This window comes from Bizionia paragorgiae, assembly GCF_900107625.1.
Classification (GTDB): Bacteria; Bacteroidota; Bacteroidia; order Flavobacteriales; family Flavobacteriaceae; genus Bizionia; species Bizionia paragorgiae.
This window is the reverse complement of sequence record NZ_FNQK01000012.1, coordinates 38381-59805: the sequence shown is the minus strand read 5'-3', so window position 1 is coordinate 59805 and position 21425 is coordinate 38381. Positions and strand designations below refer to the sequence as shown.

The following is a 21425-nucleotide window of genomic DNA, read 5'->3' as shown; positions in this document are numbered from 1 at the left end:
GTTAGTTCATCGCTATATTTACGGAATAATTTTAAGACAATTTTAATTTTTAGTTAACAATGAAGAAAAAATACAATTTAGCTTTTCTGTTTTTAGCACTATTTCTTTTTGCTCAAAATGGGTTTTGTCAAACTGAGCTTTCCAAAAATGAATACGGCTCTCTTATTCAAAATTGGTTACAAAAAAACAAGGGGGATTACAACTTAACACAAAATGACATTTCTGATTTACAGGTAAGCAATGCTTTCTTTTCAAAGAAAACAAAAATCAACCATGTTTATGTAAATCAAGCATATCAAGGTGTACCAATTTTTAATGCAGTATCTAGTGTTTCAGTAAAAGACAATTACGTATTTTATTATGCAAATGCCTTTCATTCTAATATCGCGGCAAAAATAAATACAATTACCCCAACTATATCTGCTCAAGAAGCTATAGCTTCAACTGCCGCAGAATACAATTTAGGGGCTTTAGGAAACGTAAGCGAATTAGACTCTAAAAATAACGAGTACACGTTCTCTAAAGGCAGTATATCAAACAGTGATATACCAGTAAAATTAGTATATCAATTAACTGAGGGTGGCGAATTAAAATTAGCTTGGGATTTAAGTATTGATGCCTTAAGTGGTCAAAATTGGTACAGTGTACGAGTAGATGCTACTAACGGCGAGGTTATTAATATGAATGATTGGGTAATATCTTGTAATTTTGGAGAATTTGGTCATACAGATCACTCAGGACATTCTAAAACAAGTAACGCATTTAGCTTATTTAAAGCAGAAAACGCAATGGCTGCTGATGGCTCTCAATACAATGTATTTGCACTTCCTTTAGAAAGCCCAAATCACGGACCAATTCAATTAATTACTGACCCTGCAAATCTTAACGCATCACCATACGGATGGCATGATATAAATGGAAATGATGGTCCGGAATATACAATTACCAGAGGTAATAATGTATGGGCATATGAAGATGCAAATGGAAATGACACACCTGGTGTTTCTCCAAATGGGACGGCTACATTAAATTTTAATTTCTCTTTAAACTTGAATCAAGAGCCTGTTGGGTACCAAGATGTTGCTACGACCAACCTGTTTTATATTAACAATATGATGCATGATATTTGGTATCAATATGGTTTTGACGAGGCAAGTGGTAACTTTCAACAAAACAACTACGGAAATTCGGGTAACGGAAATGATTATGTTATTGCACAATCGCAAGATGGATCGGGATTAAACAACGCTAATTTTGCAACGCCTACAGACGGGTTAAATCCGAGAATGCAAATGTATCTTTGGCAACCTTCATCTTTAGGAACACCATTAACCATTAACAGTGGCGGAACGCTTCTTGGAGATGTTACTGCGGCTACACCTTCTACTGCTGCTGGAGCAGATGGACCAGGAAATATTACAGGACCCTCAACCACACCTGTAACTGCTAATTTAGCCTTGGTAAATGATAGTAGTGCAGCTCCTACAGAAGGTTGCAACCCTTTAACTAATGCTAGTGATCTAGCGGGTAAAATCGCTGTTGTTCTTAGAGGTAATTGTAATTTTACTCAAAAAATTCAAAACGCTCAAGATGCGGGTGCTGTAGGCGTAATTGTAGTTAACCACAACAACCCAACAAACGATCCTGCCTATGTACAATACGTAAACATGTACGGGGTAACAAACCCTGCTTTTACAATTCCATCAATCTTTATAAATAACGCAGATGGAATACAGCTAATCAACGCACTTCAAAACGGAGATGTTATCAACGGTACAATCGTAGAAAGTCCTGTTTACTTTAAGGACGGTAGTTTAGATAATAGTATTGTAACACACGAATACGGACACGGTATTTCTTCGAGACTTGCGGGTGGTGCCTTAAATTCAGGGTGTTTAAACACAAGAGAACAAATGGGAGAAGGTTGGTCTGATTGGTTTGCCTTAATGGTAACAATGAAAGCCAGTGACACCCCTGAAATGGGTAGAGGAATAGCAACTTACTCCAACGGACAAGGCGTTAACGGCCAAGGCATTAGACCTGCTAAATACAGTACAGACTTCGCCGTGAACGATTATACATATGCTGACTCTAACGATAACACTCAAATTGGCACAGACCAACAAGGCACCCCTATATACTGGAATGATATACCTCACAATATTGGATTTTTATGGGGTACAATATTATGGGATTTAACTTGGAAATACATTGAAAAATATGGTTTTGATGCTGATTTATACAATGGCACAGGAGGAAATAACAAAGCTATGCAATTGGTACTGGACGGTTTAAAAATGCAACCGTGTAACAATATTGGTTTTGTAGAAGGGAGAGATGCTATACTTGCAGCAGACAATGCACTTACTGGAGGTGAAGACCAGTGTTTAATTTGGGAAGTTTTTGCAGCAAGAGGGGTTGGAGTTAATGCTTCTCAAGGAAGTGTTTTTAGTATTTCAGATCAAACAGCTGATTTTAACACGCCACCAGATACAGATCCTAGCTTAGCAAACTGTACAACTTTAAGCGTAGATGAGTTTAATACAAAAAGCGCATTCTCTATTCACCCTAACCCTGCAAATAATGTAATTTACATTAGCACGAAAAAGAACTTAGGTGATGTAAATATCAGTTTAATTGATATTAACGGAAGAGTTGTTTTATCTAAGAAAGCAACCTTATTAAACGAAGCGGAATTAAACATTAGCACGTTACAATCTGGAATGTATATTCTAAACGTAACAGGGAATAATGTTAACATTAATACTAAGATTATCAAAAACTAGTCTTTGCGATTAGATTTTCACAAAAGGCAGCTAAGCAATTAGCTGCCTTTTTATATTTTTACACTTATGGAAAATCCTTTTAACCCGACCTATTTTATGAAAAAAGCATTAGCTGAGGCTGAAGCGGCTTTCGAAAAAGGCGAAATACCAGTAGGCGCAGTTATTGTTATAGACAATAAAATAATTGCTCGTGCGCATAATCTTACCGAATTATTAAACGATGTTACTGCCCATGCAGAAATGCAAGCTATAACGGCAGCTTCACATTTTTTAGGCGGAAAGTACTTGCACCAATGCACCTTATACGTCACTTTAGAACCCTGCCAAATGTGTGCCGGGGCGTTGTACTGGAGTCAGATATCACATATAGTATATGGAGCCAGCGACCCACAAAGAGGGTGCATTAATTTAAACACCAAACTCCACCCTAAAACAACCATAAAAGGTGGCATATTAGCTGAAGAAGCTTCTGATTTGATGAAACGTTTTTTTGTCGAGAAAAGAAATTTAAACTGATGGACCGCATTAGGGATTGATGCGGCATCCTTTTTTACTTTTTTGTAAAAAAGATATAGCCGAAAGCCCGACTTTTTTAATAAAAAAAAAGAAATGCCCTAATTACTTTTTACGCCGTTCATTATCGCGCATTTTATCTAAATTCTCTTTGGTAATCATATAGTCTTTGATGTCTCTACCTTTCCATCTGTGGTATGAAAACAAAGGAATAAACACAAAGAAAAGTCCAAGAACACCACCTCCAATTAATTTTTGAGAGTAGCTAACATCTATAGTGTACCCCACAATAATACTAGTGATACAGGCGATAAAAACGAGTAGAATAATATATTTCATAATCTTATTTTGTGTAGGCAATTAATTGCTGTCTGTAAGCTGTCAACAGTTTAGATTTCGAGATAAAACCAACGTAAACACCATCCTTAACCACTGGAAGGTTCCAAGCGCCACTATCCTGAAACTTCTTCATGATACCCGTCATTTTATCGGATGTAAAGTTAATAATCTCTGGCGGCTTTTGCATTACCTCACTTGCCAAAATAGTGTTATAAAGACTTTGATCAAACATTATCGAGCGAATATCATCTAACAGAATAATACCTTTAAGTGCTTTCGAGTCTTCGTCAATTACTGGAAAGATATTACGGTTAGACTTTACCACCGCCTGATGTACAATCTCTCCCAAGGTCATTTTGGTACTTATGGTTACAAAATTGGTTTCAATAACTTTTTCTATTTCCATAAGGGTTAACACGGCATGGTCTTTATCGTGTGTTATTAGCTCACCTTTTCTACCGAGTTCCATAGCATACACGGAGTGAGGCACAAAATACTTTGTAATCCCAAAAGAAATAGCTGCCGTAAGCATTAAGGGCACAAACAACTCGTAACCACTTGTGAGTTCAGCAATTAAAAATATTGCTGTTAATGGCGCATGTAAAACCCCTGCCAGTAAACCGGCCATACCCACTAGGGTAAAGTTGCTTTCGGAAATCGGAGAATTTAGGACACCACTAGCATTGGCTATTTTAGCCAGGCAATTACCCATTATACCACCCATAAACAAGGTTGGAGCAAAAATACCTCCCACACCACCTGCACCAAAGGTTAAGGCACTAGCAATAACCTTAAACAACACCAAACCGGCAAGCAAGCCTATAACAATCCAACTATTGGAGAGGTTGAAATTAAAGATGTTATTTGTTATGGCTTTTTCAGGATTTCCGGCGATTAAGGCATTTAACACATCGAATCCTTCACCGTAGAGCGGAGGAATAAAATAGATGAGCACACCAATAGCCACGCCACCCAGTGCCAGTCGTTTAATAGGGGATTTTATACGCGCAAAAACATTTTGTATACGTTCGTAAACTTCGGTAAAATAAATAGAGACTAAAGCCGAAAATACCCCTAAAATAATATAGAATGGAATATCGGTTAAGGTAAAGCCTTCCTCAATAGAAAACGGTAGTAAAATATCGTCGCCAAAAAAGAAGTAAGAGGTAAAAATTCCGGAAAGGGACGCTAATAACAGCGGGAGCATTGATACTATCGTAAGATCCAAACTAAACACCTCCACAGCAAAAATAATAGCCGCAATTGGCGCTTTAAATATAGACGACATGGCTCCTGCCGCTGCACAACCTATTAATAGTGTTTTTGTTTTCTGATTCATCCTAAACATTCTGGAAATATTAGAACTTATCGCTGCTCCAGTGGCTACTGTTGGCCCCTCTAGTCCTACAGACCCTCCAAATCCAACTGTTATCGGTGCCGTTAGAATAGACCCCAACATCTGATACCGTTTCATTATCCCTTTACGCTTAGATATCGCATATAAGGTAGAAGGTATACCGTGACTTACCTTTTGTCGGATTACATAGGTAATAATTAAGTATACAAGTACTAGTCCAATAATTGGAAACACAAAATAAAACGCTTGATGCCAGTTTTTAACTAAATTAATCTCTAATAAATACTGGATAAAATGGGTAGCATTTTTTAAAATAACCGCTCCTATACCAGACATAAAACCGACTAGTATACTTAAAATGTAAACAAAGTGCTTATGCGATATATGCTTTGCTCTCCAAATTAAAATGCGCTTAAATAAAGGGTGATTAACAGGCATTGTTGTGTTTCATAAATTAAAGAGGTTGTATAAACTGTATAAAAACATAAAGCTATCAAAAAATCCTGCAATGTGCAGGATTTTTATCTTATTCTATTTTAAATCTAATTTAAGATTTAATTCTTTTAACTGTTGTTCGTCTATCGCAGCAGGCGCGTCGATCATTACATCTCGACCCGAATTATTTTTCGGGAATGCAATAAAGTCTCTTATCGTTTCTTGTCCGCCTAAAATAGCAACCAATCTATCTAAACCAAAAGCTAAACCACCGTGTGGAGGCGCTCCATATTCGAAGGCATCCATAAGGAAACCAAATTGCGCTTTAGCTTCCTCTTTAGAGAATCCTAAATGTTTAAGCATGATTCCTTGAGTCTCTTTATCGTGAATACGAATCGATCCACCACCAATCTCATTACCATTTAATACTAAATCGTAAGCATTAGCTTTAACATCTCCAGGGTTGGTATCTAACAATTCTATTTGCCCTGGTTTTGGCGAAGTAAACGGGTGATGCATGGCATGGTAGCGCCCAGTTTCTTCATCTAATTCTAATAATGGGAAATCCATAACCCATAACGGTGCAAATTCGTTAGGCTTACGCAACCCTAAACGCTCTGCTAACTCCATTCTTAGGGCACTTAACTGAGCACGTACTTTATTTTTATCACCAGAAAGAATACAGATCAAATCACCAGGTTTAGCACCGGTAACGTCTGCCCATTTCGCTAGATCCTCTTGATCAAAAAATTTATCTACAGAAGATTTAAATGTACCATCGTCATTACAACGCGAATAAACCATTCCTAAAGCGCCCACTTGCGGACGCTTAACCCAATCGATTAATTTATCGATTTCTTTTCTTGTATAAGCATTTCCCCCTGGTACCGCAATACCAACAACTAACTCTGCTGAATTAAATACACCAAAGTCTTTGTGTTGCGCCACCTCATTTAACTCTCCAAACTCCATTCCGAAGCGAATGTCTGGCTTATCGTTTCCGTACAAGCGCATCGCATCATCATATAGCATTCTAGGGAATTTTTCAATTTCTACACCGTTAACTTCTTTTAATAAGTGACGTGTAAGCCCTTCAAATACATTTAATATATCTTCTTGCTCAACAAAGGCCATCTCACAGTCAATCTGTGTAAACTCCGGCTGTCTATCGGCACGTAAATCTTCATCTCTAAAGCATTTTACAATCTGAAAATACTTATCCATACCCCCTACCATAAGCAGTTGCTTAAAGGTTTGTGGCGATTGAGGCAAGGCATAAAACTGCCCTTCATTCATACGACTAGGCACCACGAAATCTCGCGCTCCTTCAGGAGTAGACTTTATTAAATAAGGCGTCTCCACTTCGATAAACCCTTCGTTAGACAAGAAGTTTCTTACTTGCTGTGTCACTTTATGTCTAAACACCAAGTTATTTTTAACTGGATTTCTACGAATATCTAAATAGCGATATTTCATTCGTAAATCTTCACCACCATCCGTTTTATCCTCTATAGTAAAAGGAGGTAATAAAGATTCGTTTAAGATCGTTAATTCGGTTACTAGCAATTCAATATCACCGGTAGCCATATTAGGGTTTTTCGAAGCCCTTTCGATTACGGTTCCTTTAACCTGAATAACGAACTCACGTCCTAATTTCTGGGCGCGATCCATCATTTCTTTTGGTGTACGCTCCTCATCAAAAACAAGTTGCGTAATCCCGTAACGATCGCGTAAATCGACCCAAACAATAAATCCTTTATCTCTAGATTTTTGTACCCAACCTGAAAGGGTTACCTCCGTATTTATATGCGACGCGTTTAATTCGCCACAAGTATGACTTCTATACATAATGAAAATTTATAACTGCAAATTTAATATTAATTATTTGATGAGAATTGATATTGAAAAAAAAGAGTCAACATTAAACAAAACTCAATCTTAAACCCATAACTTTAAACTAAACGCTAAATTATTGTTAAAAAAATACATTAAAAACAATAAAAACTGTTTTTATTTACTTTATTTTTACCAGACCAACTCATAAACCCTTAACATTATGAATTATCAAAACCAGTTAACATTAACCCTCTCTTTACTACTCCTACCTCTTGGGGTTTTATCACAAAACGTGGTAACCGGAACCATTACCGAAGCGAGCTCTAACAGCCCATTGCCCGGAGTAAACATTATAGAAAAAGGGACTAGCAACGGAACAACCTCCGATTTTGAAGGGGAGTTTAGTATTAACGTCAGTGCGTTCCCAGCAACCTTAGTAGTGACCTTTGTAGGCTACAACAGCCAAGAGATCACTCTAGAAGCTGCCCAACAAATAACTATAGCCCTACAAGATGGAGTTGCTTTAGACGAAATTATTTTAGTAGGAAACAGATCAAAACCGCGAACAATTTTGGATTCGCCGGTGCCTATTGACAATATTGGTTTAGCTGAAATGAAAAAAACAGGGCAACCTACTGTCGATAAGATGCTAACCTACAAAGTACCCTCATTTAATTCCACGCAACAAACTATATCGGACGCCACCGCACACTTTGACCCTGCTGACCTAAGAGGCTTAGGCCCTAGTAGAACATTAGTATTGGTTAATGGTAAGCGTAAAAACCAAAGTGCATTAGTATATATAAATGACACTCCAGGAAAAGGGGAAGTAGGTGTCGATTTAAAAAGCATCCCCGCGGCAGCCATAGAACGTATAGAAGTCTTACGTGATGGGGCCTCTGCTCAATATGGTTCTGATGCTATTGCAGGGGTTATAAACATGGTTCTAAAGAAAAACGTAGAATACACCACCGTTAATGCCAAAGCCGGAGTAACAACTGAAGGTGACGGATTTAATTATGCCGTCGATTTAAATACAGCCATCACTATTGAAGAGCGTGGTTTTTTAAATTTAACAGTAGGCTATTATGAGCAAGAAGAAACTAATCGGGCCGGTGAACCAGGTAAAGATGTTCTCTTTGGTGTTGAAGCAAACGACCCCACATGGGGAAACTGGCTTGCAAACAATCCCGATTTAGGAATGACTATTGGTCAGCCAGAACTAAAAAAATTCGACTTATTTTTTAATTCAGGGCTACCATTTAAAAATGAAAAAGGAGAATTTTACACCTTTGGGGGATTAACCTCAAGAACTGGAAAAAGCTTTGCTTTATACAGAGCTCCTTATTGGGTAGGAGACCCACACAACCTACTTCACGACGCCAATAGTGAGTACCAAGGTTTTCAGCCCACTTTTGAAACCGACGTTATAGACAATAACATTACTGCCGGTGTAAAATGGGAATTGGCAGGTTTTAATTTTGATTTAAGTGGAACCTTCGGTAGAAATGCTATAGATTATGAAGTTAACAACACACTAAATGTAGATTTAGGGGCTAACAGTCCGACGTCATTCGCTGTAGGAGGCTACTCTTTTAGCAACACTTTAGCTAACTTTGATATATCACGAACTGTTGGCGCTTTTAGTTTTGGCCTTGGAGCCGAAGTTAAAAAAGAACGATTTAATTCTGAAGCAGGACAACCAGAATCTTACACTGGTAGTGGCGCGCAATCCTTCCCTGGGCTACAACCTAAAAATGCAGTACGTGCAGAAAGAGAAAACTATGGTATTTACAGCGAAATAGATTGGGAACCTACAGACAAGCTGTTAATAGGAGCTGCACTTAGGTATGAAGATTTTAGTGACTTTGGAAACAACACATCTTGGAAAGTAAACGGACGTTATTTACTTGGCGATAAGGGTGCATTACGCGCGTCTTACAGCACAGGATTTCGCGCACCTTCACTGCACCAAATATACCTAAGCAACATACAAACATTAGTGTCTGGAGGAACGGTATCTAACCAAGGGACCTTTAACAATGTAGACCCTATAATTAGAAATGATTTGGGCGTACCACAACTTTCGGCTGAAACTTCTAAAAATATTTCTGCTGGGATAACTTATAGGATAAAAAACAATCTTACAGTATCAGCAGATTTTTATAATGTAAAAGTTGACGATCGCGTATTATTTACGGGTGAGATAGGGTTTGACGACGACAATATGAGCACAAATCCTGTGGAGCAGGTTTTATTAAACAACTCTATTACCAGCTTAAAATTCTTTGTAAATGCGGTAAACACCAATACTTCTGGTGTAGATTTAGTAGTGAACTACAGAAAAATAGATTTAGGACCTGGACAACTAAACGCGACCTTAGCCGCAAATTTTAATGACACTAAAATTGAAGGAAAGATTGATACTCCCGCTTTACTAGCAAGTAATGGTTACGAGATTTTTAATAGAAAAGAACAAGCAAGAATAACATCTTCAAGACCAAAATCGAAAATACTTCTTGGCTTAGACTACAATTTAAACCAATGGAATTTCGGATTGAACAACACCTATTTCGGATCAGTAACGTGGCGCCATGCCGATAACGGATTAAACGGAGCCGACCTAGGAGACGGTCCGCTACCTACAAACGACGAGGACTACGATCAAACGTTTAAAGGTAAAGTAATTACCGACTTGGTGATTGGATATGAATTTAACAAGAGTCTATCTGCGAATATTTTTGTAAATAATTTACTAAATGTATATCCTGATGAAGTGGATACTAAAGGAGATTTTGTTACCGACCTTGGAGGGCGTTTCAAATACCCTTGGGAAGTTAGCCAATTTGGATTTAGTGGAACGGTTATAAACGCAAGCGCTACTTTTAAATTTTAAGATCAACCTAAACAAAACAAAAAAGCCTGTGAATTATAATTCACAGGCTTTTTTGTTTTTATAGACTTAGATTATTCTTCAATAACTAGCGCTTCTTCTTCGGGCTTATCAGCCATTTTTTCTTTTAACCACATTTTAAATTTGGTCACTAAGAAAAATAAAACTGGCACTATAATTAATGTTAAAAAGGTAGCAATTAACAACCCGTAGATTACGGTCCATGCTAAAGGTCCCCAGAACACTACGTTATCACCACCCATATAGATATCAGCATCAAAATCTGATAGCAAGGTAAAGAAGTTAATATTTAACCCAATAGCCAATGGTACTAAACCTAAAATAGTTGTAATGGCTGTTAGTAAAACAGGTCGTAAACGCGCTTTACCAGCTTTAACAACACTCTCGAAAAGATCATTGTGTTCTAAATACTCCTCTTTACCTAAATCAAGTTCATGCTTCTTTCTATCGATTAATAATTGAGCATAATCTAATAATACCACACCGTTGTTTACTACAATACCGGCAAGAGAAATAATCCCTACCATGGTCATCATAATCACGAATGCACTTCCAGAGATTACAATACCTCCAAAGACCCCAATAAAACTCAAGAAAATGGCCAACATAATGATTGTTGGTTTTGAAATCGAATTGAATTGGAAGATTAAAATAAAGAAAATAAGACCTAAACCAACAAATAAAGCCGTCATTAAGAACGTCATTTGTTTATTTTGCTCTTCAATCTGTCCCGTATAATCTACTTTTATAGTCTCCGGCAAGCCTTTATAACTTTCCATTTCATTCTGGATCTGAGCTACAATAGCTCCCGCATCGGTATACCCCGGAGATAATGCCGAGTACACGGTTACCACACGTTTAACATCTTTGTGCTTAATCGCACTAAACCCTGAGTTATTTTTGTGTTTAGATACTGCAGACAAGGGAATATTTTTAATTTGCCCTGTATTATCTCTAAAGGTTAAATTCTGATTAAATAAGGCACTAGTATTGTATCTATTTTCCTCATTAAAACGCACATAGATATCATAATCATCTCCATCTTCCTTGTATATCCCCGCTTTTGCTCCAAAAATAGAATTACGCAACTGCTGCCCCACTTGAGACGCACTAACCCCTAGCTCACCAGCTTTCTCTCTATCGATTTCAACAAGCATAGTTGGCTTGTCTTTATTTACATCAATCTTTAGCTCATCGATTCCAGGAATGTTTTTAGTATTGATAAACTCACGCATATTTTCAGCTGTAGCAATCAATTCGTCGTAATCATCTCCTTCAATTTCTATATTTATCGGAGATCCTGCAGGGGGTCCATTAGAATCTTTCTCAACCGAAATTAAGACTCCCGGATAAATGCCTACCAGTGCTTGTTGCACTTTTTGACGCAGCAACTCACTATCTTGACCACGACGGTATTTAAATTCTCTCATGGACGCTGTAATCTTACCTTTATGAGGCATTTCGGCAGCCGACCCGCTATCAGTTTGAGGGTTACCGGCACCTTCACCAACTTGAGAAACCGCACTTTCAACTAAGAAATTATATCCGTCATCTACATACTGATCACTATTTAGAACACCGTAAACGCGCTGTTCGATTTCCTTAGTAATGGTATTCGTTTTTTCGATAGATGTTCCCTGAGGGTACTCGATATATACAATAATCTGGTTGGGTTTGTTATCGGGAAAAAACTCTACTTTAGTTCGTTGTGTCGCCAATGAAATTCCGAAAACAACAAACGATAATATTAGTAAAGCAAAAGTACCAACACTTAAAAAGTAAGGACGCTTTCCTGATAAGGCGCGACGCAATTGACGCTCGTACCAATTCTCCAAACGCACTAATGTTTTAGTTTGGAAACGATTTGCCATTTTACGAAGTATTAAGCGATACACCCATAGCATAATCGCAGTAAAAATCATTAACACCCCTAATGACCTATAATCCCCTCCAAAAATGAAGATTAAAAGTCCAATAACTGTCATGATTACCGTAGTACGGATAATCTTTTTCAGCGGCATGTTTTTATCTTCAATACTCATAAAGTTAGACACTAGAACCGAATTAAAAAAGATCGCTACAAATAATGAAGACCCCAGTACTACCGATAGGGTAATAGGAAGAATCATCATAAACTGCCCCATCATTCCTGGCCATAATCCCAAAGGAATAAATGCCGCTACTGTTGTTGCAGTAGAAATAATAATTGGAAACGCAATTTCGGCGATACCTTTCTTAGCCGCTTCAACACGCCCCATACCTTCTTCATCCATTAAACGGTACACATTTTCGACTACAACAATACCATTATCCACTAACATCCCCAGCCCCATAATAAGACCAAACAACACCATAGTATTCAAACTATGCCCTAGTGCTTCAAGGATCATTAAGGACATAAACATGGACATCGGAATCGCAAACCCGACGAAAATTGCATTTTTAAAACCTAAAAAGAACATTAAAACAGTTACCACTAAAATAACCCCGAAAATGATGTTATTTACCAAATCATCTACTGCCGCAATAGTAACAGATGACTGGTCGTTGGTAATAGTTACTTCTAAATCTTGAGGAAAAACATCGCTAGTCGCGTGATTTACAATCTCCCGAATTTTCTCGGCAGCATCCACCATATTTTTACCCGCTCGTTTTTTTACATCTAGCATCACCACTGGCTTACCAAACTCTCTTGCATACGTGGTACTCTCCTCCTCTTTAAAACTAACCTCAGCAACATCTTTTAAATAAATAGACTTGCCTTTTTCTGTTTTAACTACAAAGTTTTCAAGTTCTGCCGGCGTTTGTATTTCTCCTAATATTCTAATAGTACGTCGTTGTCCGCTAGCTTTTAAGTTTCCTGCAGACATGGTAACGTTCCCCCCATTAATAGCGTTTATAATATCTGAAAAGCTCACTTGTGCGGCCATCATTTTATAAATATCTACAGCAACCTCAACCTCTTTTTCTTGAGCTCCACGAATATCGGCTTTCTTAATTTCTGAAAGATCCTCGATATCATCTTGGAGGTACTCGGCAAACTCTTTTAATTTCTCAATAGTATAATCACCAGAAATATTAATATTAAGAATTGGCATCTCTTCAGATAAACTCAACTCAAACACATCCGGCACTACTTTAGCTCCGTTAAATGTTGGCCAATCTTCACCAGCAGTTTCCGAATCTATTTCATCTTTTACTTTTTGCTTCGCTTGCTCTACCGTTATATGCTCATCGAACTCAACAATAACCATAGAATAGTCTTCTTGTGACGTCGAAGTAATTTCGACAAGATTACTTACGGTTTTAAGTTTATCTTCTATCTGGTCGGTAATAAGCTTCTCGATATCTTCAGCAGTATTCCCAGGATAGACAGTACTTACATAAATTTTGGTTTCGTTAACTTCAGGAAAACTCTCACGCGCCATATTAAAGAACGCCGATATCCCTAAATAGAAAATAACAGCAATAAGCACATAAATAGTGGTCTTATTGTTTATAGCCCACGAGGATAAACCAAACTCTTTTTCGATTTGTTTTTTCTTTTCAGCCATTATTTTTTAGTTTCAACAGTTAGCACCTTAACAGTTTGTCCTTCCTTCACACTACGCGCTCCTTCTTTAATAATTTCCTCACCATCGGCAATACCACTTAACACCTCAATCACATCGCCTTGTGTTTTTCCTGTCTCAATAATAACACGCTTAGCAACACCTTCGCCAGCGTCATTTTTATCTTTTACAACATATAGGTATTGTTCACCATCGGCATTTTCAGAGATAATACTTAAGGGCACTAAAAGCGCTTTTTCGTTAGTATAATCGTTAATTTTAAGACGCGCTGTAAGGTTTGGCTTTATTGACTTATCCTTATTAGGAATTGTAATCTTCACTTTAAAAGTTCGGTTGGTAGGATCTATAAAGTCTGCTGCTTGATCAACTTTCGTTTCTATCGTTTTTCCTAAAACAGGAAATGAAACCTCTACTTTTTTCCCTGAAACAATACTAGACAGGTAACGTTCTGGCACATCGGTTTCAATATACATATCGTCTAAGTTTACAATACGAATTAACTGCGACTGACCGGCAGCTACAACACTTCCCTGCTCTATAATCACATCATCGATAGTCCCTGAAAACGGTGCTCTAACATCTGTTTTACTAATTTGTTTTTGTAGTTGATTCACAGCTTCCTGTTGCCCTTCGTAAGTCGATTTTGCTTGTAAATACTGAATCTCACTTCCAATTTTTTGCTCCCACAATCTTTTTTGTCTTTCAAAAGTGGTTTTCGCTAAATCCGATTGGATTTTTAATTGGGCCAATTGCTGACTTAACCCACCATCATCAATTTTTGCTAAAAGTTGTCCTTTACGCACCTTATCACCATCCTTTACATATACATGGGTTAAAATCCCATTGTATTCTGGTGTTAGCACAATAAGATTTTTGGTCGTTACATTCCCTTGAATATCCAACGTGTGATTAAACATTTCTGCTTGAGCTTTAAACGTACTAATAAGCGGTACATTTTTAACCGTATCTAGTTTTGAAATCGCTTGATTCAGTAGCACTATTCTATCATCAATAGCCTTTTGCTCTTCTACCAAGCTACTGCGTTTTTCTCTAATTTTTTCTAAATTATTACTTTCTAAAACACTTTCTACTGTGTTTTTCTTGGCCTTTCCACAAGATGCCAAAAGCACTAAGACTATTAATAAAGGATATACTGTTTTCATTATAAGGATTGTTTAATGGGATATAGATTGATTAGTAAGTTGGTTGATTTAATACCGTTTCTAGTTCGGCTTTTGCATTGATTACATTTAGCATGGCTTGTAAAAACTCTTGTTGAGCCGCATACAGCTGTGTTTGTGCCTGACGCAATTCGAAACTAGACCCTACTCCTTCGAAGAATTTGGTCTGATTTTTATTCTCTATGCGCTCTGCTAAATTTAAATTTTCTTTTTTATTACTGTATTCTTCAATGGCTAATTCGTAATCACTTTTTGCCGAAGCTATTTCCAAGCGTAATTGCTGCTCGGTTTCTATTAAATTAGCTTCTGCTTTTTCTAAATTGATTCGCGCACGCTGAGTAGACGCACTACGCATTCCAGAACTAAAAATCGGAATATGTAAGGTCGCACCAAAGGCTGCTGTTCCAATCCAATTTTGATGACGCGTGGTAAACTGAAAAGCTTCATTGTTTCCAATATAAGATCCATTTAAAAACGCATTTAATGTTGGCAATGCTTTACTGCGCTCTAAATCTACAAGCAGTTCTTTAGACACTTTATCGTTAGCAGCAATTTTATAATCTATATTATCGGTAATTGTTTCTGGTGCTGCTAAAAGCTCTAAACTCATATTTTGAGTTGTTAAGGCTTCCAAATCGTCTGTTAATTCTATAGCTGCATTGACATCTAACCCTAAAGTGATGTTTAACATTTGATAAGCAATAGACTTTAGACGCTTTGTATTGTTAAGCTGACTTTTAACCCCAGAAAGTGTGATTTTAAGTTGCTCTACACTCTCTTCCTCTTCCAGACCATTTTCGAAAATCTTTGTCGTCTCATTTACATTTTTTTCTAAAATAGCAATGTTACTATTTATAATTTCAAGGCTCTCTTCGGCAAGTAACACATTGCCATAAGCGTTAATTACAGCTTCTCTAATTTGTAAATCGGTTTTTTCTTTAGCGTTTTTAGAAATTTCCAAGTACACTTTCGCCGATTGTAACCCTACGATATAAGATCCGTCAAAAATTTTCTGATTTAACACTGCTCCTACCGTCATAGATTGTTTAGCACCAAAATCGACATTACCATCACCATCAAAATCAATTCCTGGAAACTGCTGTTTTATACTATTCTGATAATCTATATTACCACTTAGTTGCGGTAAACCGGTAGCTACAGTTTCTCGTTTTTGCTGTTTTGCCGCTTCTACATCTAGCTGCGCATTTAATGCCGTCCTGTTATTCGCCAAAGCATAATCTATAGCCTCTTGAAGAGTAAAACGTTGGACGTTATCTTGAGAAAACAGACTCAGACTGAATAAGAAAAATAAAACTGTTATTTTGTTTTTCATTTTAGTTTAATATTGGATGATTTTTAGTTGATTGTGATTGATTTGCTAAAACCTCTATACCTAGAGGGGTGCATATACCTCGTAAATGATATTCTATAAACTGCTCCATAAGCATATTCATAGAAAATCTTTTTAAAGGAAAAAGACCTTTGTCCTTAAGGGATATGATAGAGTTAAAATACATTTTTGATATAAAATCTACATCTATAGAATCACGATATAATTTTAATGCGATTCCTTTTTCTAGATTCTGATTTATACAATCGTCCATAACACAAGACTGCTTAGCTTTTACAGCTTGATATATTTTAGGATAATATTTTTGAAGTTGGTATTGCGGAGAGGATTTATCGTCTTTAATATGTCCTAAAATAAAACGCTTAAACTGATAAATCTCTGCAATAGGATTTAATTCTTCCTGAACAATAGCTTCAATACCATTAGAAAAAGACTCCGATAAAGACCAAGTCACCGCTTCTACCAATTTTGTTTTATTGTCAAAGTGCTGGTATATGGTCTTTTTCGATATCCCCAATTCCTTGGCAATATCGTCCATGGTTACACTCTTAAACCCTAAGGTAAGAAATAACTCTGCCGATTTATTAATAATACTTGTTCTCATAATAAGGTGCAAAACTACGGCAGGAAACTTTATAAACCTAAAAAGTTTCCTGAGTTTTAATAATAATTTAACAGAACAGAAAAAGGTGGTGTTTTATAAGTTTTTACATTATTTTTGCCGCATGCAAACAACACCTCAATACCAAGCTGCGTTTTTAGAGCATTTAAAAACGTTTACCTGCGACAAAGAACCTAAAAGTCTCTACCAACCTATTCACTATATATTAGAATTGGGAGGAAAGCGCTTACGTCCCGTTTTAACATTAATGACGGCCGAACTTTTTAATTGTGATTACAAAAAAGCTTTAGATGCTGCATTAAGCATTGAAGTATTTCACAATTTCTCGTTGGTACATGATGATATTATGGACGATGCGCCTTTACGTCGCGGACAACAAACCGTGCATGAAAAATGGGATATCAACACTGGTATTTTATCTGGAGACGCGATGCTTATTATGGCGTATCAGCTTTTTGAAAATTACGACGCTACTATTTTCAGGGCTTTAGCAAAATTATTTAGTAAGACGGCCTTAGAGGTTTGCGAAGGACAGCAGTACGACGTTGATTTTGAAACCCGAGATGATGTAACCATCCCTGAGTATTTAAAAATGATTGAATACAAAACAGCTGTTTTGGTAGGTGCTGCAATGCAAATGGGTGCCATTGTCGCTAAAGCTTCGAAAGAAGACCAACAAAAGATTTATGATTTTGGACGGTTATTAGGAATCGCCTTTCAATTACAAGACGATTATTTAGATGCTTTTGGAAACCCCGAAACCTTCGGAAAACAGGTTGGTGGTGATATTATTGAAAACAAAAAGACCTTTTTATATTTAAAAGCTTTAGAATTTTCAAATGCTGCCGATCAGCATCAGTTAAAACAATTGTTTTCGGTTAACTTAGAAGATAATTCTGATAAAATTGAAACTATAAAAGCCTTTTTCGTTTCGACAGGCTCTGCTGAAGCCACTCAAAAAGAAATTGAAAATTATACTAAAAAAGCCTTTGCTGTATTAGATACTTTAACGATTTCTGAAGCGCATAAAGAAAATTTAAGAGCATTCGGAACCGATTTAATGAACCGCAAGGTCTAATCATGAAGCTGCCTACAACGTTTACAGATTTAATTAAAGAAGCAGAATCGCTTGCGCTTTATAACAAGCTTGTTCAACAACTCAATAAAGATTTTTTATTGGCAAATATTGAATTAAGTTTTGAAGACCAAGTCACGCCTTCCGAACTAAAACTGCAACTTCACGAAATGGTTTATACGCTAATTCAAGACCGGTTTTCCGACTATCTTAATTTATTATATATTATTGATGTTTCCGAAGATCAAATTAGAGCTTTAAATGGCGATGATACCGTACAACTTTCTGAAGAGGTTTCTTTTCTAATTTTAAAAAGAGAATGGCAAAAGGTATGGTTTAAGAATAAGTATTCTTAGTCGGTATAACACGAACGGCTTCACCATAGTGATAGCTTTAAAACATATAAAAACGCATCAACCGGACGAAAACATGCCGAATTGATGCGTTTTTTTTATGGACTATATTAATTTAGAACTACCGATATATTCATAAAAAAATTACGCCCTTGCCTGTTAATATTATTCCAATCTGCATAGGTAAAATAAGATGTGTCCAAAATATTTTCAACACCATATTTTACCACAAATTTAGTTTTCTCCTTATAAAATACAGTTCCAAGATTGAGGTTTAAAACGGCATATCGCGGTGTATTATCCTCACCATAAAAACGACTATAATGACTTTGATTTCCGTTCCCTTCTAATTGTAATCCAGCATTAAACATTTTGGTATTATAATTTAATTCGGCCAAATAGGAAAATGGTTTAATTAAAGGTAAACGCTCTTTATTACTCCCTTTTCCATAATTATAACCAAGACTCGCACTAGCCGAAAGCGTAGTACTCATTTTATAACCCGCATTTAAATACACATCAAAAATGGAAGCGCTTGGCAACGCATTATACACACGCACACCACTCGCACCGATGGTCATCGGACTAAACGAAGGTTCTATATCGCCAACAATATAATCCATAATATAAAAGTAAGACGACTCTAATCCAACACGGAATAAACCGCTTTTATAATCCACCTTTATATGAGATTCGAGTGCTTTTTCATTTTTTAACGTCGGGTTTCCTATATGATCATAATTATCAAAGCTATTAAATAAGAAAAAGCCGTACCCTTCACTTACCGATGGTGCCCTCTCCCCATAGCCAAGGCCAAAAGAAAAATTCCATTGCTCTTTTTTTAAATTATAATTAGACGAGAGACTGGTTAACATTCTATTTTTGGTGTCTTTAATTTGAGGATAAAAAATTTGCAGACTTTCCAATCCCACTTCTTTTGCAATTTCATTTTGATGAAACCCTAATCTTAACGCCCCTACAAGCGTTTCATTTTCGTTTATTGTATACGCATCCTTTATATACACACCAGAATATAGCGTCCTAATATCTGGCCAAGTATACATAAACATTGCTGGTTGATTCGTGTCGTTCGGGTACATGGTCATTTCTGCTAAAGAACGGTTATAATAGCCATTGAAATTAAAAAGCAGCTTATGCTTTTTAATTTTCGCGGTTGCTTTACTATAAAAACCATAGGTATCACTCCAACCAGGCATATCCATTCGAATAGACACTATAGGTCGCTTAGAGTCGTCCATAACATGTGTAATCGTATTGAAATACAATTTTGTTTCCAAGGTCTCTATAAACGCTTCATCATTGTTATAATTATGACTTAAAGATGTTATTAAAGCCTCAGCCAATGAGACATCCATTGGCAATGCTGGATATCCAACGTCTGTGGCTTTATCATAAATAAGGTGAGCATCCAAGCTATGATTTTCATTAAGCTTAAACCCGGTTTGAAGCGAAAGATTAAATTTTTCGAATTGAGAGTACAACACCTCTTGTTGGTTACCGGCGTCATAATTATCAGATTTTCGATAAATGCCATCGGCATTCATATAAAACCTATCCCCAGAATACTCTACATCTAATCCAGCAGTTTTATAATTTCCGTTGGTTTCATAACCTAAATCCGCACTTGTTTTTAAGCCTGACCCGTAGTATTTAGCATTGGGAATTTGCAAGTCGATATTACCACCAATAGCATGTCCGTTTTCCGCACCCTCTTGTCCTGAGTTCACACTAACGCGGTCTAGATTCGAGACATCGACATAAGAGGTTATAGGATCCATTTTATCGGTACAAGCACCAAACAACTGCATCCCATCGATAGTAACACTTAATCGGTCGCTAGTCATATTGTTTAAAGCAGGTTCCCAAGCATAATTACCTCGTTTTATCATGGTAATAGCATTTGATTGCTCTAAATAGTCATCAATACTTGAAAGGGTTTTCTGTTGGCGATAGTGACTTAGGTGGTGCCTGCTTAATACAATAACCTCTTCAAGTTTAGTGGTATCTTTCTGAGTTAACTCTTCCGTGTTTTGACAAAAAACAACAGCGTTACACAGAAAACCTATACTGAATATTATAATTTTTTTCATAAGTGATTTAATAGTGCGGACACGCGACAAACCATGCGCCTGCTAGAATTAAGAAGTTGTTTTTATAATTAAAATTCCAATTCTAAATACAAGGAACTTTGTGTATGCTCTTCTGTAACCTCTTCCCCTTTTAAAACCTCACTATTCTCGTTTAATAATTTTAAGTTAAGAACCCAATAACCCGTCATTGTTAAGGATAAGTCGGCATAATACATACCATCGGAAGGGTTATATATTAAATCTGTATTGTTTGGTGATGAATGGTTACCCATTCCAGGCATTCTAGGGTCTAACGTAAGAGAAAAGTTTTCTACAACCGGAAAACTCATCATAGTTTCCATTTTAAACAAACCGACTTTAAAGGTATTAATAGCTATTTTAGGAGTCGATGGTTCAATTAACGCAACAATATATCTCACATCATCAGCCCCTAAAAAACTTAAAACGTTTTGGTTATGATTTTGAATTACCGTTATCGTATCGCTTACTGTATAATCGATTCCATTAATAGTATAGTCTACCGTTAGCGACCATCCCTCACCATCCAAGTTCGTCATTTGATATATAATATACCCTGTATAAACTGTGTTTTTATCAATCACTTTAGTTGGTGATGACATAGGACACGCATGTTGCATTGTTGGCATTTGCATAACAGGCATCCAAGATAATTCGGCATCTTCCACATAGGTGTTTGTCGCCAAATCTTTTACTCTCAAACTAACGGCATTGTACCCTGTTTTAAATTCTCCTGTGGTATTATATAATTCTATACGATGTGTACTGTTTGTTAATTCTTGGATTAAAGTTAGTCCGTCAACTTCACTTACTGAACTAGTGTCCATGTTATCCTCATCATCTGTAGAACAGGATATAGTAAGTAAAGCAATAAGTAGTATAGATAATAGGTGTTTAAGTTTAAGTTTCATTTTTTCTATTTTAATAATTTTAAGATTGAGATAAAAAACCCCTTCCAAGCC

General features: G+C 36.7%; 14 protein-coding genes. 5 read left to right on the top strand and 9 right to left on the bottom strand.

All coding sequences use genetic code 11. The features are described 5' to 3' along the window. The first annotated feature begins 59 nt into the window (after nt 1–59). Nucleotides 60–2786, top strand: coding sequence for a T9SS-dependent M36 family metallopeptidase (locus BLV64_RS09865; protein WP_092134706.1), 2727 nt, complete (start codon nt 60–62; stop codon nt 2784–2786). Between the two features lie 66 nt (nt 2787–2852). Then, nucleotides 2853–3302: a nucleoside deaminase gene (locus tag BLV64_RS09860; protein ID WP_092134703.1), complete on the top strand. Its 450-nt coding sequence runs from the start codon at nt 2853–2855 to the stop codon at nt 3300–3302. Nucleotides 3303–3404: 102 nt separating this feature from the next. Here the strand turns inward: BLV64_RS09860 and BLV64_RS09855 are convergent, their stop codons facing one another. The 3 genes from BLV64_RS09855 to aspS all read right to left on the bottom strand — a co-directional run bounded on the left by BLV64_RS09855 (nt 3405) and on the right by aspS (nt 7278). Further along, a complete protein-coding gene (locus BLV64_RS09855; RefSeq protein ID WP_092134701.1) occupies nt 3405–3638 on the bottom strand; it encodes a hypothetical protein in 234 nt (77 codons plus the stop codon). A 4-nt stretch (nt 3639–3642) separates the two neighbouring features. Continuing rightward, nucleotides 3643–5433: a chloride channel protein gene (locus BLV64_RS09850; RefSeq protein ID WP_092134699.1), complete on the bottom strand. Its 1791-nt coding sequence runs from the start codon at nt 5431–5433 to the stop codon at nt 3643–3645. A gap of 93 nt (nt 5434–5526) precedes the next feature. After that, nucleotides 5527–7278: an aspartate--tRNA ligase gene (gene aspS, locus BLV64_RS09845; protein WP_092134697.1), complete on the bottom strand. Its 1752-nt coding sequence runs from the start codon at nt 7276–7278 to the stop codon at nt 5527–5529. Between the two features lie 208 nt (nt 7279–7486). Here aspS and BLV64_RS09840 point away from each other — a divergent pair, with 208 nt between their 5' ends. Continuing rightward, a complete protein-coding gene (locus BLV64_RS09840; protein WP_092134694.1) occupies nt 7487–10162 on the top strand; it encodes a TonB-dependent receptor in 2676 nt (891 codons plus the stop codon). Between the two features lie 71 nt (nt 10163–10233). Here BLV64_RS09840 and BLV64_RS09835 read toward each other — a convergent pair whose 3' ends face one another. The 4 genes from BLV64_RS09835 to BLV64_RS09820 are packed head-to-tail and all read right to left on the bottom strand — an operon-like array spanning nt 10234 to nt 16888. Further along, nucleotides 10234–13734, bottom strand: coding sequence for an efflux RND transporter permease subunit (locus BLV64_RS09835; protein ID WP_092134690.1), 3501 nt, complete (start codon nt 13732–13734; stop codon nt 10234–10236). Continuing rightward, nucleotides 13734–14915, bottom strand: coding sequence for an efflux RND transporter periplasmic adaptor subunit (locus BLV64_RS09830; RefSeq protein ID WP_092134686.1), 1182 nt, complete (start codon nt 14913–14915; stop codon nt 13734–13736). The genes BLV64_RS09835 and BLV64_RS09830 overlap by 1 nt, the downstream gene beginning before the upstream one ends. A 31-nt stretch (nt 14916–14946) precedes the next feature. Continuing rightward, on the bottom strand, nt 14947–16266 hold the full coding sequence (locus BLV64_RS09825; protein WP_092134684.1) for a TolC family protein: 1320 nt from the start codon (nt 16264–16266) through the stop codon (nt 14947–14949). Nucleotide 16267: 1 nt separating this feature from the next. Further along, the gene (locus BLV64_RS09820; protein ID WP_092134681.1) at nt 16268–16888 is read right to left on the bottom strand and encodes a TetR/AcrR family transcriptional regulator; all 621 of its coding nucleotides are present in this window, start codon (nt 16886–16888) and stop codon (nt 16268–16270) included. A gap of 121 nt (nt 16889–17009) precedes the next feature. On the opposite strand from BLV64_RS09820, the gene BLV64_RS09815 reads away from it, so the two are divergent. Both BLV64_RS09815 and BLV64_RS09810 read left to right on the top strand, forming a co-directional pair. Continuing rightward, nucleotides 17010–17984 (top strand): polyprenyl synthetase family protein, encoded by a 975-nt coding sequence (locus BLV64_RS09815; protein WP_092134678.1) that lies wholly within the window; start codon nt 17010–17012, stop codon nt 17982–17984. A 2-nt stretch (nt 17985–17986) separates the two neighbouring features. Continuing rightward, nucleotides 17987–18337, top strand: a complete 351-nt coding sequence (locus BLV64_RS09810) for a hypothetical protein (RefSeq protein WP_092134675.1) — start codon at nt 17987–17989, stop codon at nt 18335–18337. Between the two features lie 107 nt (nt 18338–18444). On the opposite strand, the gene BLV64_RS09805 is transcribed toward BLV64_RS09810, so the two are convergent. Continuing rightward, complete coding sequence (locus BLV64_RS09805) at nt 18445–20445, bottom strand: TonB-dependent receptor plug domain-containing protein (RefSeq protein ID WP_092134673.1); 2001 nt, start codon at nt 20443–20445, stop codon at nt 18445–18447. Nucleotides 20446–20513: 68 nt separating this feature from the next. Continuing rightward, nucleotides 20514–21374, bottom strand: a complete 861-nt coding sequence (locus BLV64_RS09800) for a hypothetical protein (RefSeq protein ID WP_092134669.1) — start codon at nt 21372–21374, stop codon at nt 20514–20516. Nucleotides 21375–21425 lie beyond the last annotated feature (51 nt).